Annotated in this window: 27 protein-coding genes and 1 pseudogene; 11 read left to right on the top strand and 17 right to left on the bottom strand. The window is 31.6% G+C overall.

The features are described from left to right. Nucleotides 1-195: 195 nt before the first annotated feature. Nucleotides 196-861: a 3-oxoacid CoA-transferase subunit B gene (locus ACREVX_RS15510; protein WP_431545121.1), complete on the bottom strand. Its 666-nt coding sequence runs from the start codon at nucleotides 859-861 to the stop codon at nucleotides 196-198. Between the two features lies 1 nt (nucleotide 862). Then, nucleotides 863-1,516 carry an acetate CoA-transferase subunit alpha gene (atoD, locus tag ACREVX_RS15505; protein ID WP_431545120.1) on the bottom strand — a complete coding sequence of 218 codons (654 nt, stop codon included), beginning with the start codon at nucleotides 1,514-1,516 and terminating at the stop codon, nucleotides 863-865. A gap of 794 nt (nucleotides 1,517-2,310) precedes the next feature. On the opposite strand from atoD, the gene ACREVX_RS15500 reads away from it, so the two are divergent. After that, on the top strand, nucleotides 2,311-3,663 hold the full coding sequence (locus tag ACREVX_RS15500; protein ID WP_431545119.1) for a short-chain fatty acid transporter: 1,353 nt from the start codon (nucleotides 2,311-2,313) through the stop codon (nucleotides 3,661-3,663). 382 nt (nucleotides 3,664-4,045) lie between these two features. Then, nucleotides 4,046-4,549 (top strand): NAD(P)H-hydrate epimerase, encoded by a 504-nt coding sequence (locus ACREVX_RS15495; RefSeq protein WP_431545118.1) that lies wholly within the window; start codon nucleotides 4,046-4,048, stop codon nucleotides 4,547-4,549. 24 nt (nucleotides 4,550-4,573) lie between these two features. Here ACREVX_RS15495 and ACREVX_RS15490 read toward each other — a convergent pair whose 3' ends face one another. From ACREVX_RS15490 to ACREVX_RS15445, 11 genes and pseudogenes are all read right to left on the bottom strand, one after another. Continuing rightward, the gene (locus ACREVX_RS15490) at nucleotides 4,574-5,080 is read right to left on the bottom strand and encodes a CBO0543 family protein (RefSeq protein WP_431545117.1); all 507 of its coding nucleotides are present in this window, start codon (nucleotides 5,078-5,080) and stop codon (nucleotides 4,574-4,576) included. Between the two features lie 153 nt (nucleotides 5,081-5,233). Beyond that, a complete protein-coding gene (locus ACREVX_RS15485) occupies nucleotides 5,234-6,349 on the bottom strand; it encodes an anaerobic sulfatase maturase (protein ID WP_431545116.1) in 1,116 nt (371 codons plus the stop codon). A 36-nt stretch (nucleotides 6,350-6,385) separates the two neighbouring features. Beyond that, the gene (locus tag ACREVX_RS15480; RefSeq protein WP_431545115.1) at nucleotides 6,386-6,937 is read right to left on the bottom strand and encodes a chromate transporter; all 552 of its coding nucleotides are present in this window, start codon (nucleotides 6,935-6,937) and stop codon (nucleotides 6,386-6,388) included. Continuing rightward, nucleotides 6,937-7,536, bottom strand: a complete 600-nt coding sequence (locus ACREVX_RS15475; RefSeq protein WP_431545114.1) for a chromate transporter — start codon at nucleotides 7,534-7,536, stop codon at nucleotides 6,937-6,939. Before ACREVX_RS15475 ends, ACREVX_RS15480 begins: the two co-directional genes overlap by 1 nt. Nucleotides 7,537-7,728: 192 nt before the next feature. Further along, nucleotides 7,729-9,282 carry a sulfatase family protein gene (locus ACREVX_RS15470; RefSeq protein WP_431545113.1) on the bottom strand — a complete coding sequence of 518 codons (1,554 nt, stop codon included), beginning with the start codon at nucleotides 9,280-9,282 and terminating at the stop codon, nucleotides 7,729-7,731. Nucleotides 9,283-9,623: 341 nt separating this feature from the next. After that, a complete protein-coding gene (locus ACREVX_RS15465; RefSeq protein WP_431545112.1) occupies nucleotides 9,624-10,955 on the bottom strand; it encodes an alpha-L-rhamnosidase-related protein in 1,332 nt (443 codons plus the stop codon). 158 nt (nucleotides 10,956-11,113) lie between these two features. Next, nucleotides 11,114-11,164 (bottom strand): annotated as a pseudogene (locus tag ACREVX_RS15460) (hypothetical protein); the annotation flags it as partial. A 38-nt stretch (nucleotides 11,165-11,202) separates the two neighbouring features. After that, on the bottom strand, nucleotides 11,203-11,352 hold the full coding sequence (locus ACREVX_RS15455) for a family 78 glycoside hydrolase catalytic domain (RefSeq protein ID WP_431545143.1): 150 nt from the start codon (nucleotides 11,350-11,352) through the stop codon (nucleotides 11,203-11,205). A gap of 86 nt (nucleotides 11,353-11,438) precedes the next feature. Further along, a complete protein-coding gene (locus ACREVX_RS15450; protein ID WP_431545111.1) occupies nucleotides 11,439-12,152 on the bottom strand; it encodes an alpha-L-rhamnosidase N-terminal domain-containing protein in 714 nt (237 codons plus the stop codon). Next, a complete protein-coding gene (locus tag ACREVX_RS17010; protein ID WP_500861858.1) occupies nucleotides 12,124-12,258 on the bottom strand; it encodes a hypothetical protein in 135 nt (44 codons plus the stop codon). The genes ACREVX_RS15450 and ACREVX_RS17010 overlap by 29 nt, the downstream gene beginning before the upstream one ends. Nucleotides 12,259-12,302: 44 nt before the next feature. Then, nucleotides 12,303-12,434, bottom strand: a complete 132-nt coding sequence (locus ACREVX_RS15445) for a hypothetical protein (protein WP_431545110.1) — start codon at nucleotides 12,432-12,434, stop codon at nucleotides 12,303-12,305. Between the two features lie 519 nt (nucleotides 12,435-12,953). Here ACREVX_RS15445 and ACREVX_RS15440 point away from each other — a divergent pair. The 4 genes from ACREVX_RS15440 to ACREVX_RS15425 all read left to right on the top strand — a co-directional run bounded on the left by ACREVX_RS15440 (nucleotide 12,954) and on the right by ACREVX_RS15425 (nucleotide 16,987). Then, nucleotides 12,954-13,232 (top strand): hypothetical protein, encoded by a 279-nt coding sequence (locus ACREVX_RS15440; RefSeq protein WP_431545109.1) that lies wholly within the window; start codon nucleotides 12,954-12,956, stop codon nucleotides 13,230-13,232. Continuing rightward, the gene (locus ACREVX_RS15435; RefSeq protein ID WP_431545142.1) at nucleotides 13,225-13,524 is read left to right on the top strand and encodes a helix-turn-helix transcriptional regulator; all 300 of its coding nucleotides are present in this window, start codon (nucleotides 13,225-13,227) and stop codon (nucleotides 13,522-13,524) included. Before ACREVX_RS15440 ends, ACREVX_RS15435 begins: the two co-directional genes overlap by 8 nt. A gap of 522 nt (nucleotides 13,525-14,046) precedes the next feature. Next, nucleotides 14,047-15,549, top strand: coding sequence for an NAD(P)H-hydrate dehydratase (locus ACREVX_RS15430; protein WP_431545108.1), 1,503 nt, complete (start codon nucleotides 14,047-14,049; stop codon nucleotides 15,547-15,549). Nucleotides 15,550-15,784: 235 nt separating this feature from the next. Continuing rightward, complete coding sequence (locus ACREVX_RS15425; protein ID WP_431545107.1) at nucleotides 15,785-16,987, top strand: cation:proton antiporter; 1,203 nt, start codon at nucleotides 15,785-15,787, stop codon at nucleotides 16,985-16,987. Between the two features lie 118 nt (nucleotides 16,988-17,105). Here the strand turns inward: ACREVX_RS15425 and ACREVX_RS15420 are convergent, their stop codons facing one another. After that, nucleotides 17,106-18,692 (bottom strand): ClC family H(+)/Cl(-) exchange transporter, encoded by a 1,587-nt coding sequence (locus ACREVX_RS15420; RefSeq protein ID WP_431545106.1) that lies wholly within the window; start codon nucleotides 18,690-18,692, stop codon nucleotides 17,106-17,108. Nucleotides 18,693-19,219: 527 nt separating this feature from the next. Between ACREVX_RS15420 and ACREVX_RS15415 the strand changes: the two genes are divergently transcribed. The 5 genes from ACREVX_RS15415 (at nucleotide 19,220) to ACREVX_RS15395 (ending at nucleotide 23,884) form a co-directional block, all read left to right on the top strand. Then, entirely contained in the window at nucleotides 19,220-19,417 is a 198-nt protein-coding gene (locus tag ACREVX_RS15415; RefSeq protein ID WP_216308447.1) for a cold shock domain-containing protein, read from the top strand. Nucleotides 19,418-19,517: 100 nt separating this feature from the next. Beyond that, nucleotides 19,518-20,549, top strand: a complete 1,032-nt coding sequence (locus ACREVX_RS15410; RefSeq protein WP_431545105.1) for an aldo/keto reductase — start codon at nucleotides 19,518-19,520, stop codon at nucleotides 20,547-20,549. A 197-nt stretch (nucleotides 20,550-20,746) separates the two neighbouring features. Beyond that, on the top strand, nucleotides 20,747-21,523 hold the full coding sequence (locus ACREVX_RS15405; protein WP_431545104.1) for a hypothetical protein: 777 nt from the start codon (nucleotides 20,747-20,749) through the stop codon (nucleotides 21,521-21,523). 55 nt (nucleotides 21,524-21,578) lie between these two features. Further along, the gene (locus ACREVX_RS15400; RefSeq protein WP_431545103.1) at nucleotides 21,579-22,346 is read left to right on the top strand and encodes a protein-glutamine gamma-glutamyltransferase; all 768 of its coding nucleotides are present in this window, start codon (nucleotides 21,579-21,581) and stop codon (nucleotides 22,344-22,346) included. Between the two features lie 92 nt (nucleotides 22,347-22,438). Then, nucleotides 22,439-23,884: a DEAD/DEAH box helicase gene (locus ACREVX_RS15395; protein ID WP_431545102.1), complete on the top strand. Its 1,446-nt coding sequence runs from the start codon at nucleotides 22,439-22,441 to the stop codon at nucleotides 23,882-23,884. 57 nt (nucleotides 23,885-23,941) lie between these two features. Here the strand turns inward: ACREVX_RS15395 and ACREVX_RS15390 are convergent, their stop codons facing one another. The 3 genes from ACREVX_RS15390 to ACREVX_RS15380 all read right to left on the bottom strand — a co-directional run bounded on the left by ACREVX_RS15390 (nucleotide 23,942) and on the right by ACREVX_RS15380 (nucleotide 25,149). Then, the gene (locus ACREVX_RS15390; RefSeq protein ID WP_431545101.1) at nucleotides 23,942-24,154 is read right to left on the bottom strand and encodes a helix-turn-helix domain-containing protein; all 213 of its coding nucleotides are present in this window, start codon (nucleotides 24,152-24,154) and stop codon (nucleotides 23,942-23,944) included. Nucleotides 24,155-24,190: 36 nt separating this feature from the next. Then, entirely contained in the window at nucleotides 24,191-24,685 is a 495-nt protein-coding gene (locus ACREVX_RS15385; protein ID WP_431545100.1) for a DUF2975 domain-containing protein, read from the bottom strand. Nucleotides 24,686-24,957: 272 nt separating this feature from the next. Then, nucleotides 24,958-25,149 (bottom strand): hypothetical protein, encoded by a 192-nt coding sequence (locus ACREVX_RS15380; RefSeq protein ID WP_431545099.1) that lies wholly within the window; start codon nucleotides 25,147-25,149, stop codon nucleotides 24,958-24,960. Nucleotides 25,150-25,345 lie beyond the last annotated feature (196 nt).

Genomic DNA, 25,345 nt, shown 5'->3' with positions numbered 1-25,345 from the left:
AATTAAATTAAAACAAGCGTTGATATGTGAAAATATATCAACGCTTGTTTTTGTGTGAATTTAATTGTTATATACCAATCTTCATTGGTTAAATGTATATAGCTTTATCATGTTATTTAACAAATTACACCTCAGAAATGAACCGGTTATAGTCAAATAGGATACTTCTTTCTTTTTTATTTCATACTTATTTGATTATACATCCATTATCTTTAGTTTTTTTGATATGATGAGCTCGGCTTCAGTAAGTGATATAATTTCTTCAACTGTTGTATCTTTGTGAATTTCAGTAAGTACAAGACCTTTATTAGTAACTTCCATTACTCCAAGTTCCGTAACTATAAGGTTAACTTGTGCTTTTGCAGTTAGTGGCAAAGTACATTGCTTTAATATCTTAGGAGTTCCCTTAGCTGTATGTTGCATTGCAATAATAACCTTTTTAGCTCCTACAACTAAATCCATTGCTCCACCCATACCAGGAACCATCTTGCCTGGTACAATCCAATTAGCTAAGTTGCCTTCTTGGTCTACTTCTAGAGCTCCAAGAACAGTCATATCAACGTGTCCTCCTCTTATTAGTGTGAAAGACATTGCGCTATCAAAGTATGCGCCTGAGGGAAGTATCGAAGTAAATTGCCCCCCTGCATTTGTTACATCCTTATTTTCTTCTCCTTTTTGAGGAGTAAGTCCCATACCAACCATTCCATTTTCAGATTGGAAAGTAACATTGACTCCTTCTGGGATATAGTTTGCAACTAAAGTTGGAAGTCCTATACCCAAATTAACAAGTTGTCCATCTTTTAATTCTTCACCTATTCTTTTTGCAATAATTTGTTTTGCTGTCTTACTATCCATACTCATATTAGTTAGCCTCCCCTATTATGTAATCGATAAGTACTCCTGGAGTAACAATATTATTTGGATCTAGTTCGGAAACTTTAACAATTTTCTCTGCTTCCAATATTACAATTTCCGCAGCGGTAGCTATAATAGGATTAAAGTTTCTTGTTGTTCCACAATAAACCGCATTTCCGATTTCATCTGCTACACTTGCATAAACAAGTGCTAAATCTGCTTTAATTGGAAGTTCTAACAAATACTTTTTTCCATCTATTGTAAGTTTTTGTTTCCCTTCTTCTACAATAGTATCAACTCCTGTAGGGGTAATCACTCCACCAAGACCAGATCCAGCTGCTCTTATTCTTTCAATTAATGTTCCTTGTGGCACAAGCTCTACTTCCATTTTTCCTTCTGTCATAAGTCTTCCTGTTTCAGCATTTGTTCCTATATGAGAAGCTATGACCTTTTTCACTTGACCATTAACTATAAGTTTCCCAATACCTCTATCTACATAACTTGTATCATTTGCTATTATAGTTAAGTTCTTAACATTTGTTTCTATTAATAAGTCTATCATCTTTTCAGGTGTTCCACAGGCTAAAAATCCACCTATCATTATTGACATTCCGTCTTTAAGTAATGGTCTAACTTTATCTAAAGCTACAATTTTATTCATTTATTTTCCCTCCTTGTATTTAACCTAGATTGTTAATCCTTCATTAGAAACTATCCATATTCTAAGCTTCTATATTTTACATTATTTTTCATATAAGGTTTTTAATTCCTATGTATATATTATTTGAAAAATAAAAAAGACTCTGAATTTTCAATGCCTTAATTAAATACCAATCTATTAATGCAATGAAAATCATTTCTTTATTACACCTTAACTATGTATTTATGTGCAATAATTTAATTTTATTTTCACCTTAATTATAAGCATTTACGACTTTAAACACAATACTTTTACAAGAAAAATATAACTTTTTTATACATTATTGAAATGTTATATCTAGATCTGAATCACTATACACTTAATAGCTTCTGCTATTCTGGCTTTTAATATTTCATGCTGGTATTTCTAGATCTATAACTAGTTGTTGTTGGCGGTGGAGATGCTGTACACGTTATATATATAAGTTATAAGAGGAAACTGTGAAATTAAAGAATTAGTCCCTTACTACTTATTCTCCTTATATTATACCATGTGATGCATAGTATTTTTGTGGTTTTTGGTCATATATTCACCATATAAATTAGTTTTTTTTCAAAAAATGAAGGACTTTAGCTATTAGTGTAGAATAGTGTTAACAGAATAGAAATATTATCAGTTCACATTATTGCGCTATTCCATAAAGCTTTTAACTCACGGTAATAAAGATACACGGCCTACTAATATAAAACCTTAAAATTGCGCTGTGTGGAATAATAATATTTCTAAAATTAATTATATAAAGGAGAGAAATCATAATGTTTAAAAAATTTACAAATGCTTGTGTTAGCATTGTCCAGAAGTATTTGCCAGATCCGTTCATCTTTGCTGTTCTTCTAACTTTCATAGTACTTGTTATAGGGATGGTGGTTACTGGTCAAAGTCCTTTAGCTATGACTATTCACTGGAGTAATGGTTTATGGACCCTTCTTGCTTTTTCAATGCAGATGGCTCTCGTACTCGTTACAGGTCATACTCTTGCTAATGCACCAGCATTTAAAAGAGGTCTTAGCCGTCTTGCAAAGATACCTAAATCACCAACTCAAGCAATTGTTCTTGTTACACTTATTTCTACTATTGCGTGCTGGATTAACTGGGGTTTTGGACTAGTTATCGGAGCTATTTTTGCAAAAGAATTAGCTAAAAAAATTAAAGGTGTAGATTATAGACTTTTAATAGCTTCTGCTTATTCAGGCTTTTTAGTATGGCATGCAGGTCTATCTGGTTCTATACCACTAGTTATTGCTGGTGGTGGCGAGGCAGTAGTAAAGGCCACTGCAGGTGCTGTTACTGAAGCCGTACCAACTAGTGCTACTTTATTTTCGAGTTTTAATTTAGTTATACTAGCTGTACTTTTAGTTACATTACCTCTTATTAATAAAGCCATGCATCCGGACAAAGAAAATACTGTTACAATAAATCCTAAGCTTTTGGTGGAAGAACCAGAAGTTACTATAATAGCTAAAGAAGATATGACTCCTGCTGATAAACTTGAGAATAGCGTTATTATCTCAATCTTACTGGTAATTATGGGATTTAGTTTTATTATTTATTATTTTATTAATGGTGGTGTTCTTGATTTAAACATTGTTAATACTATCATGTTGTTCGTTGGAATTGCTCTTCATGGAACTCCTAAAAGATTTGTTAATGCAATTGGAAACTCTGCTAAAGGAACTGCTGGAATTATACTTCAATTCCCTTTCTACGCAGGTATTATGGGGATGATGGTAGGTGCTAATGCTTCTGGAGTATCTCTTGCAGGTGCTATATCTACTGGTTTTGTTAATATTTCTAATCAGAATACCTTCCCACTATTTGCTTTTTTGAGTGCAGGAATTGTTAACTTTTTTGTACCATCAGGTGGTGGACAATGGGCTGTTCAAGCTCCTATCATGATGCCGGCTGGTTTAGCACTGGGTGTACCTGCTGCTAAAACTGCTATGGCTATCTCTTGGGGAGATGCATGGACTAACATGATCCAGCCTTTCTGGGCATTACCTGCTCTTGGAATTGCAGGCCTTGGTGCTAAGGACGTAATGGGCTTTTGTATAATAGATTTAATATACTCAGGTGTTATAATCGCACTTGGATTAATGTTTATAGGATAAAAATTAAGTTAGGTGCCTCCCACTAGAAATTACTTTCTAGTGGGAGGCACTTTTTTACGTTTGTGTACGATTTTTATCTGTAGGGGTATGGGCATCAAAACGTGGAAAGTATATGTTTAGGATTAAAATTAATTAAAACAACTATAATTCATATTCTTTTATGTGTCTATATGATGTAGCTCTACTTATCTTTAACAGCTTTTCAAATTCAAAGCCTGTCACTTCTCTATTTTTCCATTTATTACAGTACTTATTGTTATCCGTTTATTCTAATTTAGCTAAACTAAATTTATATTACTTTCATCCTAAAAACAATAATTTATTGTTAGTTAATGGTACAATTAAGTTAAAGTTTTCTACGATCATAAAAAACCGTGATTTAATGAGAAGTATCGATCAATATTGTATAGATGTTTTAGGTATTCCAGATATTGTACTAATGGAAAATGCAGCACTAAAGGTAATTAAAAATATATCAGATAATGATAAAAATTTCGTAATTGTTTGCTCTAGTGGGAATAACGGTGGTGATGGTTTTGCAGTAGCTAGGCATCTACTAAATAAAGGAGATTGTGTGGAGATATTCGCTCTTAGCTCAGAAGAAAATATGAGCGCGGATACCTTGGTAAGTCTTAATATTTTAAGAAATATGGGTGTGAAAATAATAAAGTTAAACAACAATGATGATTTGGAAATTTTAAAAGAAAGTATAATCCGCAGCGAAACTACTATTGATGCAATTTTTGGGACAGGACTTTCTAGAAAGGTTGAAGGAATTTATTCTTTGGCAATTACAATTATAAATGAAAATAGTAATTACATCTTATCAATTGATGTACCATCAGGATTTAATTGCAATACTGGAAAAGTAATGGGTAATCTCTAATATCAGAACAGGGATTTTACAGTTTTATTTAATGCTGCTATATGGTATATTCATCAAAAAAAATAAAATATGAGGACTCAAGAGTGCAATAATCCAGGCATATATTGGTTTTTTATAATGAAGCAGTAGCATTGGAAACATTATACAATTAAATACGAGTGTACACCATATATTCCACCCGTTGTAATAACTGAAATATCCTAATTTTACAGCAATAAATTCCGGAACAGTATATATAGCTACATAGATAGAAATATGTAGAATTATTTTAGTTGTTTTACTTGGTAAGTGTGGAATAAACATCATTATAGTACTTGGATATACGGTTATTGAAATAAATAAATCTGTAAAGGTATGATTTATTACTAATGATTGATATAGCCATAATGGATGATTATAAGTTAAAACGACACAAACCACACTACTTAAAATAAAAAATAAAATTGTTGAATAATATTTTCTCCAATGTCTCCAATCGCCAAATTTATAACAAATAACAATAGATACAACTGCAAGCAATATATAATACATAAAAACACCTGCCTAACTTGAGTATTAATGATAGTTAAATCATCTTTTGCGGAGCTGAAATATTAGTATGCCCTAATTTATTTGAATTATAAATTAGGGCATAGGAAATGGCATACAACATAATTAATATTACCTTGTATGCCTCTTAGTATTTTAAAAAAAATGTTTTTTAGATAACATTAATAATCTATCATAAGATTTTTCAAAAAACATCTCATAGGATTTGCAAAAATAGTTAATTGAAGGTACTCCATTTACTATTGGTTCCCTATGTCTTCTACATCCACCTCTACAAATATTAAACCACTTGCATTCCCTACATTTATCATTAATATTAGTTGATACCTTAATGAAATTCTGAGCAGCCTCTGAATAAAATAGGTCCCTTATGTTCATATCATTTATATTTCCCATTCTCCATTCATCTATAACATAAAAATCACATGGATAGACTCCTCCATCAGCCTCCATAACGAACTCACAAGAACAAATCCCACTCATTCCACATGCCTCCGGTCTATTACCAGCAATCATACTTATTAAGTTACTAAAGTATCTTATATCCACAAAGTCCCCCTTTAACACGTCCTCATACCATTTATCAAAAATGTCATTTAGAAATTGCCCATACATTTCTGGAGTTAATGAATATTTATTGCTTCCAAAAGGTTCATTTAGAGGGTCTAGACATTGAATGAATTGAAAATATTTAAATCCATTTTTCTTGTAAAAATCATATATTTTTTTCCCATGTCTTGCAACACTAGATGTTACAACTGAAAGCACATTATATTCAACTTTATGTTTATTCATTATAGCAATGGATTTCATTATTCTATTATAAGTACCTTTTCCATCAATATCTATTCTGTTTAAATCATTTATATCTTTAGGTCCATCAAGAGATAAACCTACAAGAAAATTATTGTCATGTAAAAAAATAGCCCATTCTTCATTAATTAGTATAGAGTTTGTTTGTATACAATTGTTTATTTTAATATTTTTTATATTATGTTTTTTTTCAAGCTCCATTAGCTTCTTATAAAAATCTAAACCTACAAGTGTTGGCTCCCCACCCTGAAAAGCAAATGTACATTCAGGTTCAGACTCTAGTAATGATTTTTTTACGATATTTTCAAGAGTATTTTCTGACATCATACCATAGCACTCAACACTTCTATTCTTTGATAGAGAATGATAAAAACAATATTTACATCTTAAATTACAAGAACTGGACGCAGGTTTGATTAATATACTTAAAGCTGTCATTAAATCGCTCCTTTTTATAATTATATATATTTAGCATTATATTATTTTCACGTAATATAAACCGGTACCCATAAGTGCAGAAATCAATATGAGTAATATCGGATGAATCTTAAATTTTAATGAAGATACAAAAATTATTATAAAAATCCCTACGCTCCAAAGGTTAATATTTTCTAATTTAATATCGCCATTAAAAAAACATGTTTTTGAAACATCAAGTGCTGCACATATTATTAATGCTGCTACCACTGGTCTCATACCATAAAATAATACCTTATTTGATGTTCTATTACTATCTTTAAATAATACTCTGGATATCAGTAAAACTATTATTAATGAAGGTAACGCGACTCCTAATGTAGCAATAGCTCCTCCAATTATACCATACATTTTGTAGCCTATAAACGTTGCTGAATTTACGGCAATAGGTCCTGGCGTCATTTCTGCGATGCCTATTACGTTCATAAATTCGGATATAGGCATCCAGTTGTTAGTTTGAATCTCTCTTGTTAAAAGCGGTATCATTGCATATCCACCACCAAAACTAAACAATCCTACTTTTATGAAAATTAAAAATAATTTTAACATTATTTATCATCTCCAAATAGTTTATTTTTCTTTTTAGGCATAAATTTCAATATAATTACACCAGGAATAATAGATATTATAATAGCTATTACAGGACTTATATTTAAAAATTCTACTACAAAAACAGTAATCAAAATAAGTAATATACAAAACTTATCTTTAATTGCTGACTTACTTACACTTATAGCTGCAATAGCGATTAGTGCCACTACACAAGACCTAATACCAAAAAATGCTGCTTTGACTATAGCTAGGTCACTAAATTTGGAAAAGAAACTTGCGATTAATGTTATTATTAAAAAGGAAGGAAGTACAACCCCTACAGTAGCTACTATTGCGCCCTTTCTTTTGGCTATCTTATATCCTATAAGTGATGCAGTATTTATTGCTATAGCACCTGGAATACACTGAGAAACTGCAAACAAATCTGTAATCTCATCTTTTTCAACCCATCCTTTATTTTCCACCATTTCCTTTTCAATAAGTGGTATCATAGCAAATCCACCACCAAAGGTGAACGCACCAATCTTAAAGAATATTTTAAATATATCAGTAAGCATTTTAAACTCAACTTTTTTTTCTGAAACTGATTTTTGCATTTTCCCCTCCTACACTTAAAATAATTTTGTTAGATAAATAAAAATCCCTATTTCATATCATGAAATCATCATACTCCTACCATATACTTAATACAGTAGGTAGATTTCAGATACTTGTAGGGTTTTTTTAGCTTTTTTTAATTCTTTCAAAATTCACCAGGTTCTACAACCCTTTTATATACTATTTTATTCCTAACAGTCACTATAGCCTGGTATATACGTATTTACCCAAGGGGTATAACCATCTTGGATGATCAACCCTTTGTCAGGATCTTTTGTAAACGATGGCAGTTTGTGTACCTTCCAGTCGGATCCTTCTATGCCACCTGTTTCACCACATTCTTTTAAGTGATTAATTAGAGAAGATTTTATACTTTGTAGAGCTTCCTTATAAAAAGGATTGCTCACAACATTTCTAGTTTCCTTAGGGTCAGTCTTTTTATTAAACAAAAACTCCCTGTTGTCTGGAGCACTGTAAAAATACTTCCAATCGCTGTTTGCTGCCATATAAGTACTAAAAGCTGCTCTTTTACAGTCTTTATCAGAAACGTACTTTTTAAAATCTTCATCAAGTTCAATAAAATCCATTCCGTTATAACTCAGTTGGCTAAAAACATATTCCCGTTTTATATCACCTTTCATAAGGTGATATAAATCAATCCCATCTATCTTATGAGTAGAAATCTCTGCCTGTGCCGCTCCAAGAATGGTGGGGGCAATATCAACAAGACTAGCAGCGTCTTCACAGATAACCCCACCCTGGAATTTGCCAGGTTGGTTAACTATAAGCGGAATTCTAGCACAAGAGTCGTGCATGGAACGCTTTCCAAAACATTTATAATCTCCTAGATGTTCTCCATGGTCAGATGTAAATATAATCATAGTGTTGCCAGTCTGCCCCGTCCTATCAAGTTCATCAAGGATTCTTCCAACCTGATAATCCACAAAAGAAATACATGCATAATAATAGGCTTTCATAGCTCTAATCATATTCTTGTCAAAACCGTTGTCCCTGTATTTATAACGATTTTGGCACTTATTAACAAAAGTAAGAAGTGCTTCATATTCATCTGGAATATTAGGAAGAGGCATTAGGGACGGTCTATACAGCTTGTGCCAAGGGTTTGGTGGAGCAAAAGGTGGATGAGGGTGAATGAAACTTGATAAAAGGTACCAAGGCTCCTTACAATCATCATTTTTCTTGATAAAATTTATTGATCTATCACCTATCCACTGAGATGGATGATCTTGGGGTGGAAGTTGTGACGGTTGAGGTATGTAGTACATCTCACCTCTTACCCCATTAGGTTCACAAAGGTGCTTGTACCCTTTGTCCTGTAAATATTTCATATAAGGATAATTTTTAACAGACTCTGTTCCTAACTCTTCCTGTACATCTCTTGTTTGAAATCCTCTTAACGCAAGAGGATCAGGTGTAAAATGACACTTGCCTATACCATGGGTTCGGTATCCGCTTTTGGTCAATGCATCCATAAAGGTTTGTCCATGGTCCAAAGGCATGGGGGCATTCTCAAAGCAACCTGTATTGGCAGGATATTGTCCATAAATCATTGAACAACGTGCAGCAACGCAGACTGGAGAAGGCGTATAGGCATTTGTAAATGTTACTCCATTTTTTACCAATTTATCAAGGCTTGGTGTTCTAATAATAGGGTTGTTTAATGCACCTATGGTATCAAACCTCTGTTGATCTACAAGGATATGCAGAATATTGGGTCTACTCATTTTAAAATTCCTTCTTTCTAATGTTATTAATATATTTTATAAACATAATCAAATTCATTGATTTTATACATAAGTATATTATAATATGCTTATGAACTTTATTAAATAAACAAAACAAACACAAATATGCACAAAATAAACTATTTATTATAGGAGTATTTACATTCAGTACATTGAATTTTTATTAATTCATTATCCGTAATATAGGATAATCGTCTCTTATTTTGTTAATATTAACCCTTTATTCATGCATATATGATATGAAAGGAAGAATAAAGCATATACTTTTAATAAAAATAAGACCTACCTAGGTAAGTCTTACTTTATAATAACTTATAAATTTATGTTCTTATTATATATTCCTTTGAAGGCATATAATCAAATGAGTAATTTCCAGCTACAAGATTGCAAATAACATTATCCTTTTGTTTACATGCAGTATATGTGCTTTGTGCTAGACTTTTCCCATTAACCATTACCATTTTAATATCAGCATCCGGAAGTAAAAGTTCTGCTTCTGTATTGAAAGGAACAGTAAAGTTAAAGGTTAATGTACCGTTCTCATTTATTTTCCAGGAATTTTTTATAAGGCCTGTTGGTGAATTAAAAGTTGCTTTAGCATATTTTAGGCTTCCATATGGCTGTGGATATAACTTTATTTTTCTAAAGCCTGGTGCTTCTTCAACTGGATTAATACCACACATATTTCTATACATCCAGTCAACTACGGAACCATAGGCATAATGATTTAGAGAGTTCATTCCTGTTCCACTTATACTTCCATCTTGAATTACTGAATTCCAGCGTTCCCAAATAGTAGTTGCTCCCAGTTTTACGGCATAAAGCCAGCTTGGATAGTCTTGATTTAAGAGAAGTTTATATGCATACTCATTTACTCCATTTTCTGATAACACTCTACAGAAGTATGGTGTCCCTACAAACTCTGTATTTAAATGCATATTGTCTTTTTCAAGTTTTGTTTTCAAATCCAGAATAAGCCTATCTCTATAGTTTTCAGGCACTAGATCCATGTAGAGTGCCACTATCATTGCAGTCTGTGTATTAATAGAACTTCTTCCATTAGGCGTAAAGTATTCATTCTTTATAGCATCTTTTATCTCACACACTAAAGTTGAATATTTTTTTTCTAATTCAATTTTCCCAAGCACCTTTGCAGCCTTTGCAACAAGTTGCGCTGAATAACAGTAATAGGCTGATGCTATGTAGTAGCTATCTGTAGCTCCATAAGGCGATGAGGGGTCCTTTCCATCTAAAGCTAGCCAATCCGCAAAGTGGAAACCTACACTCCAAAGTCTTTTTGATCCAGTACTGTCATCAATTTTTTTTATATAATCTACCCAATCTTTCATAGTTTCAAACTGATTTTCTAATAGCACTTTATCACCATAATGCATATAAAGTGTCCAAGGAATTACAGTAGCTGCATCGCCCCAAGCTGCTGAACCATTTTCAATGGCCTTACCATTAGGTTTTATACCTGGAACCACATATGGTACAGATCCACCTATTCTCTTTTGTTCCTCATGAAGATCAAACATATATTTAGCATAAAAGGCTGGTGAATACATATTGTAGCAGGCTGTTGATGCAAATATTTGTGCATCTCCCGTCCAGCCCATTCTTTCATCACGTTGAGGACAATCCGTGGGCACATCCCAAAATTACCTTTTTGTCCCCAAAGTGCATTTAAAAATAGCCTATTCACTAATGGGTTAGATGTTTCTACACTTCCTGTTTCATCAATATCTGAGTATATAACACATCCCGTAAAATCATCAATATTTATTGCCTCATCAAAGCCTGTAAGCCTTACGTATCTAAATCCGTAAAATGTAAAATGAGGCTGTACCTTTTTTGAAATTCCATTAGAAATATAATGAAATTCTGCCTTGGCAGTTCTTAAATTTTCCTATAAAAACAACCCTTCTGAAGTATTTCTCCATACTCAAGCATAAGTTCTTTTCCTTTTGGTGCATTGACGTTAAATTTAACCCATCCAGTCATGTTTTGTCCCATATCAAGAACAGTTTCTCCAGCAGGAGTTTTGATAATTTCTATAGGTTTAATTTTTTCTTTAATCTTAACAGGCAGGCTTAATCTAGGTGTAAGCTTTTCAATGCCTATATCGATTAAATTTACCTTTTCAAAACTACGGTCATCAAATTCTGCTTTTGACCAATCTTGATTTCTTCATTTGAATCATATATTTCTCCGTCATAAATACCACTAAATTTAATTGGTGATGGAGCACATTTAAAGCTTTCATCCGTTCCAAAAGTTACATTTGTGCCGTCCTTAAGTTCAACCACAATTTCACATATAACAGCAAATTTATCTCCATAAATTTCAATGTTTCCACCCCTAAAACCAAGACGTCCCTTGTACCAGCCATTACCCAAGATTATTCCAATTGCATTGTTACCACTTTTTAACATACTCGTTATGTCATAAGTCTGATATTGAAGCCAGAAATCATATGCATTACTACCTGGAGCAAAGTATTCATCGCAAGCTCTCTCTCCATTGATTTCAAGTTCATAGAGCCCTAATCCACATATATATAATCTTGCTGAAGCTATTTCAGAATTCAGTTGAAAGTCTTTTCTTATTAATGGATGAATTTCTTTATCAAAACTCGGAGTAATCCATTTGCCGTGCCAAGGTTCGTAAATTTTAGAAGTTTCAAACCAAGCATTTTCACTAACTGCATAATCCTCCGCATCGCCCCAAACCATAACTCTCCAAAAATAACGAGTCCTAGGCTTAAACTCTATAGGAACATTATAGGAAAGGCTATCAATATCTTCTTTCTTTCCACTATCAAAAATTATATTTTTTAAAACTTTCATTAAGGGATATTTGAACTCGAGCTAAAGTTTGAAATTTAGATGTTGTATCCTCTGTAATCCAGGAAAAACTTACAGTGTCTAATTTAAACCCTAATGGGTTTGTAATATGATTAGTTCTTAGATTTATTATTCTAATTTTATACCTCCAAATTATTTACATATTCCATGAAACTCCCGCCTTATATCAACTTTTATAAGGTGATATAAATTAATCCCATCTGTCTTATAAGTAGAAATATCTGTTCCAGCAGCCCCAAGAATAGTAGGGTCAAGTTTTACCATTTTGTCAAGGCTTGGTGTTTTAATAATAGGGTTGTTTAATGCACCTATGGTAATTTTAGAATTCCTTCTTTATAATTTTATCAATATATTTTATAAATATATTGATAATACATGTATTTTATATATAAGTACATTATAATGTAAATATGAACTTTATTAAATAAACAAAACAAACATAAATATGCACAAAATAAACTATTTATTATAGGAGTATTTACATGAGCGTTGATAAAGTGAAATACCTAAAACTTGGGGATATTAATCCCCATATAAGAGTCATTAGAATGAGCTCTATTCCTAAAGGATTTAAGAGTGGATTAAGGTATAATGTTCACTACCAATTTCATTATATTTTAAACGGTATTGGTCATTTTCATATTAATGGCACTGAATACACGCAAAAAAGGTGATCTATGCATTTGGTCCCCAGGTCAGCTTCATTCCATTTCAACTTCTAAAAAAAACTCAATGGTGGCTATAGGTGTTTAATTTTATTTTACCATAAATTACTTAAATGTAGTGTATCTACCTATATCCTACAGTAAGGACGACTTTTATCCAGCCTTAATTCATGAAATAGTTAAATTTACTGATTTTAATTGGTTTCAGCCATTTGTAACATTAAGAAATGATTCTTTAGCACAACACCTTTTAAAATCAGCTATGGGTTTATATATAAACGATGGAAAATACAGATATGAAAAAGCCTCCTTAAAACTTAAGGAGTTCTTCATACTGCTGGCAGAGGAAATTTCCGTACAAAATTCGCCAAAAGAACAGTTAAAAAAATATTTCTGAACTTCTGGAGTACTTAGAAAATCACTACTTTGAGGATGTATCAAACTTTAAGCTTGCTGCTCAATTTAGCTATCATCCTGTTTACTTTAACCGGATTCTTCATGAAGAAGTTGGAATGTCGCTTCATCAATACATCATCAATCTTCGTATAACTGAGGTAATTCATCTTCTGCAACATTCAAGCCTTCCCATATGTCAGATTGCTGAAAAAGTAGGATATTCCAACGCTCAGTATTTTTCTAGAATATTTAAGTATAAAACTGGATACAATCCCAGTTATCTAAGAAAATAGTTTTTGAGTAGTGAAGGAATCTTCATGAAGCATATGTCCCGTAAATAACATGTTATTTCTCTTACACCATTCCTTTACTGGTTATACCTCACTACTGAACATTTGATCCTTTTACAATTTCAAATAACCTCTTGTTAAGATAAATCTTTTTCTTACCCACCATTTAAGATGATAGAAATCCTGCTTTTTCTAATTCTATTAAATAATCTGAAGTAGTTCTTCTAGAAATGGTAAGCCTTCTTCAATAAATTTAACTTTATTATGAAATGTCTTATTTCTAATTATAAGTTTTCTTAAATATAACATTGGACTGTCTAGAAGATCCTTTAATACCAGATATAAAATATTTATAATTCTTCTGATTCTACCGTTGCTATCAAATTAATTAAACAAATATATATTAATAATATTAAGTGTTGTAGCTATTATAGCTATTGAGGAAATACATTTGCTGAAACTATCTAATATGGATGGGAGCAGAAAAAAATGCAATCACTTTTGCATATTGGGAGGGGAATTAAAATGAAAATCGCAACATCGCATTTAATGAGAAGTATTGATCAATATTGTATAGATGTTTTAGGTATTCCAGGTATTGTACTAATGGAAAATGCAGCACTAAAGGTAATTAAAAATATATCAGATAATGATAAAAATTTCGTAATTGTTTGCTCTAGTGGAAATAACGGTGGTGATGGTTTTGCAGTAGCAAGACATCTGTTGAATAAAGAAAATCATGTGGAGATATTCGCCCTTGGATCAGAGGAAAATATTAGCGCGGATGCCTTGGTAAATCTTAATATTTTAAAAAATATGGGAGTTAAAATAATAAAGTTAAACAACAATGATGATCTGGAAACTTTAAAAGAAAGTATAATCCGCAGTGATACTACTATTGATGCAATTTTTGGGACAGGACTTTCTAGACAGGTTAAAGGTATTTATTCTTTGGCAATTACAATTATAAATGAGAATAGTAAGTACATCTTATCAATTGATGTACCATCAGGATTTAATTGTAATACTGGAAAAGTGATGGGAAATTGTATTAAAAGTAATAAAACAGTTTCTTTTGAGCTTTATAAAAAGGGTTTTATTGGATTTGGATCAGATTCTTTTACTGGAGAAGTTGTTATTGAGAATATTGGAATTCCAAAAAGTGTAGTAGATAAATTTCATAAAAATGAATACCTAATGGATATAGACTATATTAAAAACTTAATTAAGAAAAGAAATAAGTATTCACATAAAGGCGATTATGGAAGAACGCTTATTTTGGCAGGATCACTAGGGTTTACAGGTGCTGCATATATATCAACGCAAGCTGCTGTTCGAAGTGGAGCTGGGCTTGTTACATTATGCTGCGACGACTCAATTCAAGATATACTTAGTGCAAAATTAGTTGAGGCTATGACTGCCCCAAGTAATGATGAAAAAAAATTAGATTCGCTAATATTAAAAAGTGATTGCATTGCAATTGGCCCAGGCCTTGGCAATAACCCTGTTACTCTAAATTTACTTAAAAAAGTATTGTTAAATTCTAAATGCCCTATTGTAATTGATTCAGATGGTTTAAATGTGCTTGAAGGTAATCTTGAATTGCTTAAAAATAAGAATTGTAATATAGTTCTTACACCTCATATGGGTGAAATGGCAAGAATATCGGGATATTCAATAGATGAAATAAAGGAAAATAAAATAGATATAGCAAAAAACTTTGCAAAGAACCATAATGTTGTCTTACTCCTTAAAGGGTTTAATACAATAATTACTGATGGCAACACCCTGCTAATTAATCCTACTGGGAGTAGCGCAATGGCATCAGGTGGAATGGGTGACTGCTTAACAGGCATTATAGCTTCTTTGATATCTCAAGGTTATGATATCTTAACCGCAGCATGCGTTGGTGCATATGTTCACGGATACTGTGGGGATAAACTTTCAAAGAAGATGTTTTGTGTTAATGCAAATCATATTTTAGAAGCACTCCCTTATGTGATAAAAGAAATTCAAGATATAGAATAACATTATTAATTATATTTCTTATATATTTTAATATGATTATTTTATTTGCGAAAATAACAACTGATAATGGTTTGTATAAAACCGAAATTAGGAATATACTTACTGTATTGCACTTTTTTAAATATTTAAAAGAAATGCTGTCAGTACTATCGAGTCTGTAGTGGGAAACCTTTCACTTGAAAATACTGGTGTGTTTTTAGTGTACCAATTGATTTTATAAAGGGGATTAGAAAAATTGGAAAGTAAAATAATAATTGAAGTTGCTATAATGTTGTTTGCCGGAATAATTTTTGGTAGACTTGCTAAATTTATTAAACTTCCTAACGTAACCGGTTACTTAATTGCAGGGCTTTTATTGGGACCATCTTTTTTTAACTTTTTACCTGTTAATATGGTCAATAACTTTTCTGTTATTTCAGATATAGCGCTTGGCTTTATAGCTTTTACAATTGGAAGTGAGTTCAATTTAACGTATTTTAAAAAAGTTGGCATTGCGCCTATTATAATAGCTATCTCAGAGTCTTTTGGGGCAATTATTCTCGTTACCATAACTTTAATTATTTTTGGTTTTGATTTAAAGCTATCAATATTGTTAGGAGCAATTGCAGCTGCTACAGCTCCTGCCCAAACCATAATGGTTATAAATCAATATAAAGCTAAAGGATCATTAACATCAATGCTTATGAGTGTTGTTGCCATTGATGATGCTGTTGCTCTTATAGGGTTTGGATTTGCAACTACTATAGTGGAAACTATGTCATCAAGTCTTAACACTAACATTATTTTATCAATATTAACTCCTATATATGGAGTCTTAGTCTCCTTTATTTTGGGTGGAATCGCAAGTATGCTTATGAAGTTAATATTTCGATGGTTTAAAAAAGCATCAAATAGACTTTGTATAATTATTGCATTTATATTAATCACTTATTGGGTAGCTGGATTATTTCATGGTTCGCCATTGCTCGCTTGCATGGCGCTTGGTGGTGTGCTTGTAAATATCTATGGAAATATTGATAGTGTTGTTAAAATTACAGAGTCTTTTACACCTCCAATTTTCATGATATTCTTTGTTATTTCCGGAGCAGGTTTTGAAATTTCTGCGCTTGGCGGAATCGGTGTCATTGGGCTTTTGTATGTTATTATGCGTATTATTGGAAAAATGGCTGGTGCATGGATAGGTGGAAAGGTTATGAAACAAGATGATAAGATATGTAAATATTTAGGCCCAACACTTATGCCGCAGGCAGGAGTTGCATTAGGATTGATTGTAGTTGCGGGAAAACTTATACCGGAATATGCATCCCAAATACGTGTTATCATATTATGTTCTACATTTATATACTCAATAGTAGGGCCCATCGCCGCAAAAGTGGCATTAGAAAAATCTGGTGAAATAGTAATTCCGGATAAAACAATTCACAAATTAAATATATAATGTATAGAGAAGGGACTGTGGCTAGATTTCATTTTACAAATCTAGCCACAGTCCCTATACCATTATGTATAATTTAACATAATTAGTATTTATTCATCATAATTTCTCTTTAAGGTATTTATTTTAATATCTCACAACTTGCCGTTTTTATTATTAAGGTATCATTAATTTCAGATACCATATCCTCATTGGTGAGTACAATTAAATAGTCACCTGGAAAAATAACAGTGTCTCCTTTTGGGATTATTTCAAGTTCGCCTCTCTTAACTGCTACTAGCAAACAATTCGATGGCCATTGGACTTCTTTAATTTGTTTCCCATCTAAATCTGATCCCATACAAACTGCAAACTCTAAGATTGACTTATGTTTCTTATCCCCGGTAGAAAGTTTTTCACCTTGATTATGTAAAAATTTTTCTAGTAATGATTCATAAATAGGCTTTGATGCTAAAACATCTGCAACTATGAATGCAACTATAGATACAATGGCTAAAGATAGAAACTGACTAAAAGAACCTGTCATTTCAGTAATTAGAATTGTTCCGGTAATAGGTGCTCTAACTACAGCTGTAAAATATCCAGCCATTGCAAGAATTATAAAGTTATGAATATACATGCTATCAATATGTACCAAATGTACCAGTGCTAATCCATAAATATTTCCTAGTAAAGCACCAATTGCAAGAAGTGGAAGAAAGATTCCTCCTGGCGCACCAGAACCATAACAAGCCATTGTAAATAGAAACTTTACAAGAACTAAGATCACTATAATTGTTAAAGAGAAATGGTTTTCCATGAGCGATGTTATAAGTGTATGTCCCCCACCTAAAACTTGTGGCAATGTAATTCCAAGAATAACTGACATTAGTAAAGGGATTACAATTATCATTTGTTTTGGTAGCCATTTTTGATTTGCATATAAATCCTGAGTTTTTAAAAGAATCTTATTAAATACTACACCGAAAACACCCACGATAATGCCTAATATTATTATATATAAATAAAGTTTAAGTGGTAATATGGTTAAACTGCTAAACACAAAAACTGGTTTAAGTCCGAAGAAACCACTAGTTACAAAGGTTGCTGATATAGCTGCGGATAAAGCTGAAAGCATTACTAAAGGAGAAAAGTTTTTATGCACTTCTTCTAATGCAAACATTACTCCGGCCAGTGGTGCACCAAAAGCAGCAGCAAGTCCTGCACTAGCTCCACTTGTAACAAGATATTTTTCTTCTATTTTTACCCTTTTAAATACAGAACTAACACCTTGACCAACTGCTGAACCTATTTGAACTGATGGGCCCTCTCTTCCTAGGGAAAGACCTGAACCTATTGATAGAACTCCTCCAAAAAATTTACCAATAATAACTTTCCACCATGTCATATCAATTTTTCTAAGTAAAACGCCTTCCACTTGAGGGATTCCACTTCCGCTAATCATGGGTTCATGTTTAACCAGAATGCCTACAATATAGCCTATAATTATTAAAAACCCAATCCAGGGTAGAATAAGCACAGGGTTTATAGTTAGAGTTTTATAAATGTAAGATAATAGGACACCTGCCTTTTCGAGGGTATAACGATACAGCACAATTAATAAACCTGTAATAATGCCTACCCCTATTCCTTCAAACACAAGTTTTAATCTAAAACCATGCCAATGGAACAATGTATTATGTGTGTCGTGCTTGTTTTTTATCCCCATTTTTTTGCCTCCATTATTATAAAATCATTTAATTACCTACTTATGTATGCCAAGTAGGTAATTAAATGATTTCACTATATATATATAATACCATACATGTACATATATATGTTATTATATATGTATTACATTTCTGAAGCCCCAAATTTATAAATTTCACCAAGGTTTTACATAGATATATTGCCCAACACTTAAAATTCATATCCATACCACTATGAAAATACAAAACGATTACTACACAAAAGCTATTAATATAAACATTAATTTAATTATAATATTTATATTAAATAGCGCCTATGCCTTGATGGTACAAGGATTACCATTATGTCAAAAAACTAATGCATTAATATAACTTGCTTTTTATCTGAATCCGTGATAATATGGAACTGACTTAAATTAATAGTAAATAATTACACGCAGATATATTTAAATGTTTATTTTAAAATATAGTATTTTGTTATCAAAATTTTATTGGTTGGTTATTACATAATAGTTTAAGAAAATTAAAATTTCGGAGGTATCATTATATGAATGGAACAGTTAAATGGTTTAATGGAGAAAAGGGATTCGGTTTTATTACAGGAGAAGACGGAGTAGACGTATTTGCTCACTTTTCACAAATAAATTCTGATGGTTACAAATCACTTGATGAAGGTCAAAAAGTTTCTTTTGACATAGTTAAAGGCGATAAAGGACCACAAGCAGAAAATATTACTGTACTTTAGTAATAATAAAAAGTCATTAAATAGGAAACTATTTAATGGCTTTTTTATTTTTTGTTTAAATCTCATGAGATGTTATTATGACAAAATAAGGGGTGTACAAATGGATAAAATAAAACTTGGAAGAACAAATCTCATGGTTACAAGAAGTGGCTTTGGAGCACTACCTGTTCAAAGAGTCTCTTTTGAAGATGCTAAAACTATTTTAAGAAAAGCTTATGACAATGGCATAAACTTTTTCGATACTGCAAGAGCATATTCTGATAGCGAAGAGAAATTAGGGTATTCTCTTTCAGATGTGAGAAAGGACATCATAATTGCAACTAAAAGTCATGCCACGGATAGAAAAACTTTACTTGATCATTTACAAGTAAGCCTAAAAAACTTGAAAACAGATTATGTGGATATCCTTCAACTACATAACCCTGGCGTACTTCCTGACCCTAATGACGCAGAAGGTCTCTACGCAGGACTTCTAGAGGCTAAGAGAAAAGGCCTTGTTCGTTTTATAGGCATTACAAATCATAAATTGAAAAATGCAATGGATGCTGCTACTTCAGAATTATATGATACCGTACAATTTCCATTATGTTCTTTATCTACCGAGTCTGATTTATTGTTAATTGAAGAATGTAAAAAAAGAAATATTGGGCTGATAGCAATGAAGGCTCTTTCAGGCGGTCTAATAACTAATGCCGCCTCTGCCTTTTCATTTCTACGTCAATATGATAATGTTGTACCAATATGGGGAATTCAGAGAGAATCTGAATTAGATGAATTTATTTATTTTGAGAAAAATCCACCGCTATTGGATGATGCCATGTGGTCCATTATTAATAAAGATCGCATTGAGCTTTCAGGAGATTTCTGTCGTGGTTGTGGATATTGTCTTCCATGCCCTGTGGGAATTCAAATTCCTACAGCTGCCCGAATAACTCTTCTTCTTAAAAGAGCTCCGTACCAAGGTTTCCTAGAAGATAGCTTTAAAGAAAAAATGGATTTAATAAATAATTGTATAGAATGTGGTCACTGTAAAAATCACTGTCCGTATAATCTTGATACTCCAAATCTTTTAAAAAGAGAACTTAAAAATTACACTGAATTTTACAATAAACACAAAATGCTTAATAAATAATAAATGCCCTCTGGACTTGTCCAGGGGGTATTTATTATTTATTATTTATTATTTATTATTTATAGTTTTTATATAATTAGAGTTTTCCATTCAAAATTTCTAATATCTTTAACACATTTACTCTTCTTCTAATACTATATAATATCGTTCTTTATTTATATTAGTCTTCTAAAATAAAAAATGAAGGGAGAGCCTATATGTGTTTAAATAATGCAATAATTTCAAATTCACCAACAATATCAAATTTTTCAAAAATTAAATATTTACGTTCCAATAGTAGCGAAATATCTCACACTATTTTAAAAGATATGTTTAAAAGAGGTTTAACTCAGACCGGACTACAAAGTGAAAATGATGAACTCTTAGATGTTACTTCTCTACTTTTGGTTAAGGTTCACAAGGACAAAACAATTTTACCTAGCTTAGCAGATACGATTTTCCTTAGAAACAGAGAAGGCCTTTTTACTTTTGATCTAATTTGGGCTTTTTTCGAGGCAAGGGATCCTTATAGCTTAATGTTGATTGCAAATTATTTAGAATCAGACAACATAACTGATGTAAAACTCGCACGCAAACTTTTAGATTTTGTACCATCCATAGATATGACTAAAGGCGACAACAGTAAAAAACAATATATGGATTTTTTTCGTTTTCTTAAAGAAAATTCTCCTTTTTTATATTTTACAGGTGAAAGTTTTCAAAGAACCAGTAGACCTGTCCCTTATGTTATATCTACGACTGCAAAATATTTGTGCAGACAGGTATCACTTTCTACGGGAAAACCTTTAATACCATTTACAAATCAGGAAAATAACTTATTAGATAATTTCAATAAATTAGATGATGATAAGAAGTCATTACTATCAAGCTTCTCCCTTAGAGTTCATTATGAAAATTTAAATTTATGGAACTCATGGATTAACAATTCTATATCCAACCAAATAAGTTTTTCCCAAACTGATCTAATGTTTTAACAATTTATAATTTTAATATCTAATATCAATATTAGGAATAATAGGAGGCTAGTAAATGATCATAGTTTCTAGTGATATTGTTAAAATTAATCTGTTAATAAATGAATATAACACAAATGATATTGAAAGAGATATCCTTACTAAGATGGATTTAAGTAAGGGACGATATGAATATAATTCATTAGATCAATTGAGGTTTGAGCTTAAATTACGCAAAAATATTATTAATGCTTCTAAAAAACTTAATGCAGGCGATATGGACTTTAGCACTTTTCGTAAATCAACCTGCAATCTTAATTATTGGGACCGCACTGATGAAGGTGGATTCACAGTAAAAAAAGGAATATATCCAAGCGATGCTATACGAGATATTGATATAAATAGTTCTAAATATGCTACTGAATGTGCTACTGCCATGGTTATTATTTATTATCAGGCATTACTTAATATATATGATGATAAACTTTTTAATAAGGTATTTCCTGAAATACAGTTAATGAACTGGCATTATTTAAATACCCCCATTGAGGATGTAGGTTATATATCAAAACGAAGTGATTATTTGCCTGGGGATAGACAATACTTTAATAACCCTGATGTAAATCCAACAACTCCTGAATGGCAAGGTGAAAATGTCATAAATTTAGCAAACGAACTTTATTTTGGACACGGCATAGGCATTGGGAATGCAGATCAAATAATTAATGAATTAAATGACAATAGGAAAGAAAAAGCAAAGATATCTGCTTATCTATTAGATTCAGCTGGTCGACCTGACTTTATATACTTAGCTGATATATATAATGAATCTAAAATAAGATAGACTATACAATGAATTTAATGTGTATGATATAATAAAGTTATATATATTCTTGGTGATAATATTAATACAATTATAAGGAAAGTGATGATCAAATGATAAAAGAAAATTCTAATGATTATAATTTAAGCAGTGATATATTAAAAGCAATTAGTCTGCTCAATTTTAAAAATTTTACAAAAGTCCAACAACAGGTTATTCCAGCAGTTCTCGCGCAAAAGGATGTAGTAGTGAAATCCCAAACTGGAAGCGGTAAAACTGCAGCATATGCCATTCCGATCTGCCAATTAGTAGATTGGGAAGAAAACAAACCTCAAGCATTAGTGCTTACACCAACCAGAGAACTGGCTATCCAAGTTAAAGAAGATATTTTTAATATAGGTAGATTTAAAAGACTTAAAGTTGCTGCAATTTATGGTCAGTCCCCTTTCTATAATCAAAAAAAAGAACTTAAACAAAAAACACATGTTGTAGTCGGTACCCCTGGTCGAATTATAGATCATTTAGATAAAGATACCTTTGATACATCAAATATAAAATATCTTGTAATAGATGAAGCTGATGAAATGCTAAACATGGGCTTTGTAGACCAGATAGAAACAATAATAAGAGCTTTACCTAGTCAGCGCCTCACTATGTTACTATCTGCCACAATGCCTAAGGATATAGAGTATTTATGCCATAATTACATGAATCATCCTATCCACATTGAAATAGAGGAGCAAAATAAAGCAGCAGATAATATATCCCAGCAGCGATATAATGTATACGAACTGGATAAAATAGACCTTTTAAAAGATATAACAATAGTTGAAAATCCTGATAGCTGCATAATATTTTGTAATACTAAATTAAAGGTAGATTCAGTTTATAATCAACTTTCAAGGCTCAATTATACTTGCAAGAAAATCCATGGTGGAATGGAGCAACCTGATAGACTAAGAGTAATGAATGATTTTAAAAAAGGTTGTTTTAGATATCTTGTAGCTACAGATGTTGCAGCTAGAGGTATAGACATAGATAACATAAGCCTTGTAGTTAATTATGATATACCTAGTGATAAAGAAAGTTATGTTCATAGAATAGGAAGAACTGGCCGCATAGGCAAAATGGGCCGTGCAATTACTTTTGTGACCCAAAACGAAACCAGGTATTTAAATGATATAGAGCACTATATCGGTAAAGAGATTCTTTTGAAGGAAAATCCAAAATCAGAAGTTGTGAGTGATGCTAAAGAAGAATTTACAGGTAAAATGAATACTAGACCTGAGGCTAAAGAGGCTAAAGGTATAGAGCTTAGCAAAGAAATACTCAAATTACATATCAATGCCGGAAAGAAAACCAAGATGAGGGCTATGGATATAGTCGGTACGCTTTGCAGTATTGATGGCATGACTAAGGATGATATAGGAATCATCAACATAATTGATATATCTACATTTGTAGAAATATTAAATAATAAAGGTGAGCTTGTGTTTGAAGATTTACAAAATAGACCTATTAAAGGAAGGCTTCGAACTGTAAGTAAAGTAGATATGTAACTACTTTTTATAATTAAAAACATCGCATTAACCCATAAGTTAGTGCGATGTTTTTAATTACAAATTTTCTTCACTATATTCTAAAATATCTCCTGGCTGGCAATTAAGTTCCTTACATATAGACTCTAGAGTGGAAAATCGTATTGCCTTTGCTTTATTTGTTTTTAATATAGATAAATTTGAATTCGTAATTCCTACTCTAATTGCCAATTCAGATAAGGAAATTTTCCTTTTGGCCATCATTACATCTAAATTTACTATTATTGCCATGTTTTTCACCTCAATTAAATTATATAACTCAAATATCTATACCGTAAAATCATTTTCTTCTTTAACCTCTATTGCCTGTTTAAATACTTTTGATAAAACTATTGTAAAACAGCCCGCAAAAAAGAAAATTATAAATTCAATGTCTGTATGGATACCTTTAACATCTATCTCTATTAACTTAAAATTTAAATATTGACCATTAATAAAAAAATTAATAACATAACAAATCGAAATTACAAAACACGATGAAGCAACATTTTTTAAACTTTCAACATTCTGATTTATGAACGGTGTTGCTTTAACTAACGAATTCATAATGCATCTAAGGTGATACATTATACAAAGAAGTGCAAAACCACCTAATACAAATAGAATACAGGTAATAATGTTTTTAGGGTTAAGAAAGTTTACTTGCTGAGTTACCAAAGCTTTTCTAAGTATTAACAAATACACAATAAACCCTATAATTATTAAACTATCTAACATTAACCTTAACACGGATGATAACGAAGTTTTACCATAATATTTCATAAAAATATCCTCCATAACTTGTAATTTTGTTTTTGAACTCAAAACCTTTTTTGAATGGGATTTAAAACTACTTTAAACCCTTTAAACCAACACTAAAACAATCTTATCACATTATTTTCCTTTTCACAATATAAATTGACTGTTTATCAATAAATCTATGTTTAAAAGCTTGTCCACTATATGAGCCTTTATGAGCCTTTATGAAAACATAATGTTCTGTTTTTATAAATATATTATAATGAAAATTAAGGCAGGATAAACCTGCCTCAAAATTATTTTTTAGTATTATCTTTGCTTGCTGCTGAGCGTTCACTTAAATGTCTCTTTTCTTTGTCAGTAGCATCACTAGGCCCGCTAGCCATACCTGGCATGTTGTACATTCTAGTCACATCAGAATTTGAAGCATCACTAACCTCTTCTATATTATTCACTTTTCTTGTTTCTTTCAATTTGTTTTTATTCATGAGTATTCTCCCTTCATATAAAAATTTCACTGTTTATAATCAGTGTCTTGTATAGTTTACCCACTTTATATTAAATTATTATTTCAAAATGTTTTAACTACATTTCAGCTCCGAAGGAGATGATTTAATATATCTTAGAGTTTGTTATCAACAAATACCTATTAAATACATAGGCACATTTAATAATACTAATTCA

This window comes from Clostridium sp. (assembly GCF_050717545.1).
Taxonomy (GTDB): Bacteria; Bacillota; Clostridia; order Clostridiales; family Clostridiaceae; genus Clostridium_AD.
Note: the sequence above shows the minus strand (reverse complement) of the source record. Positions and strands in the feature narration are given on the sequence as shown.

Excerpts from the sequence above, each read along its gene's own strand:
- ACREVX_RS15510 (WP_431545121.1), bottom strand. The coding sequence starts at position 861 with ATGAGTATGGATAGTAAGACAGCAAAACAAATTATTGCAAAAAGAATA.
- atoD (WP_431545120.1), bottom strand. The coding sequence starts at position 1,516 with ATGAATAAAATTGTAGCTTTAGATAAAGTTAGACCATTACTTAAAGAC.
- ACREVX_RS15500 (WP_431545119.1), top strand. The coding sequence starts at position 2,311 with ATGTTTAAAAAATTTACAAATGCTTGTGTTAGCATTGTCCAGAAGTAT.
- ACREVX_RS15495 (WP_431545118.1), top strand. The coding sequence starts at position 4,046 with ATGAGAAGTATCGATCAATATTGTATAGATGTTTTAGGTATTCCAGAT.
- ACREVX_RS15490 (WP_431545117.1), bottom strand. The coding sequence starts at position 5,080 with ATGTATTATATATTGCTTGCAGTTGTATCTATTGTTATTTGTTATAAA.
- ACREVX_RS15485 (WP_431545116.1), bottom strand. The coding sequence starts at position 6,349 with ATGACAGCTTTAAGTATATTAATCAAACCTGCGTCCAGTTCTTGTAAT.
- ACREVX_RS15480 (WP_431545115.1), bottom strand. The coding sequence starts at position 6,937 with ATGTTAAAATTATTTTTAATTTTCATAAAAGTAGGATTGTTTAGTTTT.
- ACREVX_RS15475 (WP_431545114.1), bottom strand. The coding sequence starts at position 7,536 with ATGCAAAAATCAGTTTCAGAAAAAAAAGTTGAGTTTAAAATGCTTACT.
- ACREVX_RS15470 (WP_431545113.1), bottom strand. The coding sequence starts at position 9,282 with ATGAGTAGACCCAATATTCTGCATATCCTTGTAGATCAACAGAGGTTT.
- ACREVX_RS15450 (WP_431545111.1), bottom strand. The coding sequence starts at position 12,152 with ATGAAAGTTTTAAAAAATATAATTTTTGATAGTGGAAAGAAAGAAGAT.
- ACREVX_RS15445 (WP_431545110.1), bottom strand. The coding sequence starts at position 12,434 with ATGGTAAAACTTGACCCTACTATTCTTGGGGCTGCTGGAACAGATATT.
- ACREVX_RS15430 (WP_431545108.1), top strand. The coding sequence starts at position 14,047 with ATGAAAATCGCAACATCGCATTTAATGAGAAGTATTGATCAATATTGT.
- ACREVX_RS15420 (WP_431545106.1), bottom strand. The coding sequence starts at position 18,692 with ATGGGGATAAAAAACAAGCACGACACACATAATACATTGTTCCATTGG.
- ACREVX_RS15415 (WP_216308447.1), top strand. The coding sequence starts at position 19,220 with ATGAATGGAACAGTTAAATGGTTTAATGGAGAAAAGGGATTCGGTTTT.
- ACREVX_RS15410 (WP_431545105.1), top strand. The coding sequence starts at position 19,518 with ATGGATAAAATAAAACTTGGAAGAACAAATCTCATGGTTACAAGAAGT.
- ACREVX_RS15405 (WP_431545104.1), top strand. The coding sequence starts at position 20,747 with ATGTGTTTAAATAATGCAATAATTTCAAATTCACCAACAATATCAAAT.
- ACREVX_RS15400 (WP_431545103.1), top strand. The coding sequence starts at position 21,579 with ATGATCATAGTTTCTAGTGATATTGTTAAAATTAATCTGTTAATAAAT.
- ACREVX_RS15395 (WP_431545102.1), top strand. The coding sequence starts at position 22,439 with ATGATAAAAGAAAATTCTAATGATTATAATTTAAGCAGTGATATATTA.
- ACREVX_RS15390 (WP_431545101.1), bottom strand. The coding sequence starts at position 24,154 with ATGGCAATAATAGTAAATTTAGATGTAATGATGGCCAAAAGGAAAATT.
- ACREVX_RS15385 (WP_431545100.1), bottom strand. The coding sequence starts at position 24,685 with ATGAAATATTATGGTAAAACTTCGTTATCATCCGTGTTAAGGTTAATG.
- ACREVX_RS15380 (WP_431545099.1), bottom strand. The coding sequence starts at position 25,149 with ATGAATAAAAACAAATTGAAAGAAACAAGAAAAGTGAATAATATAGAA.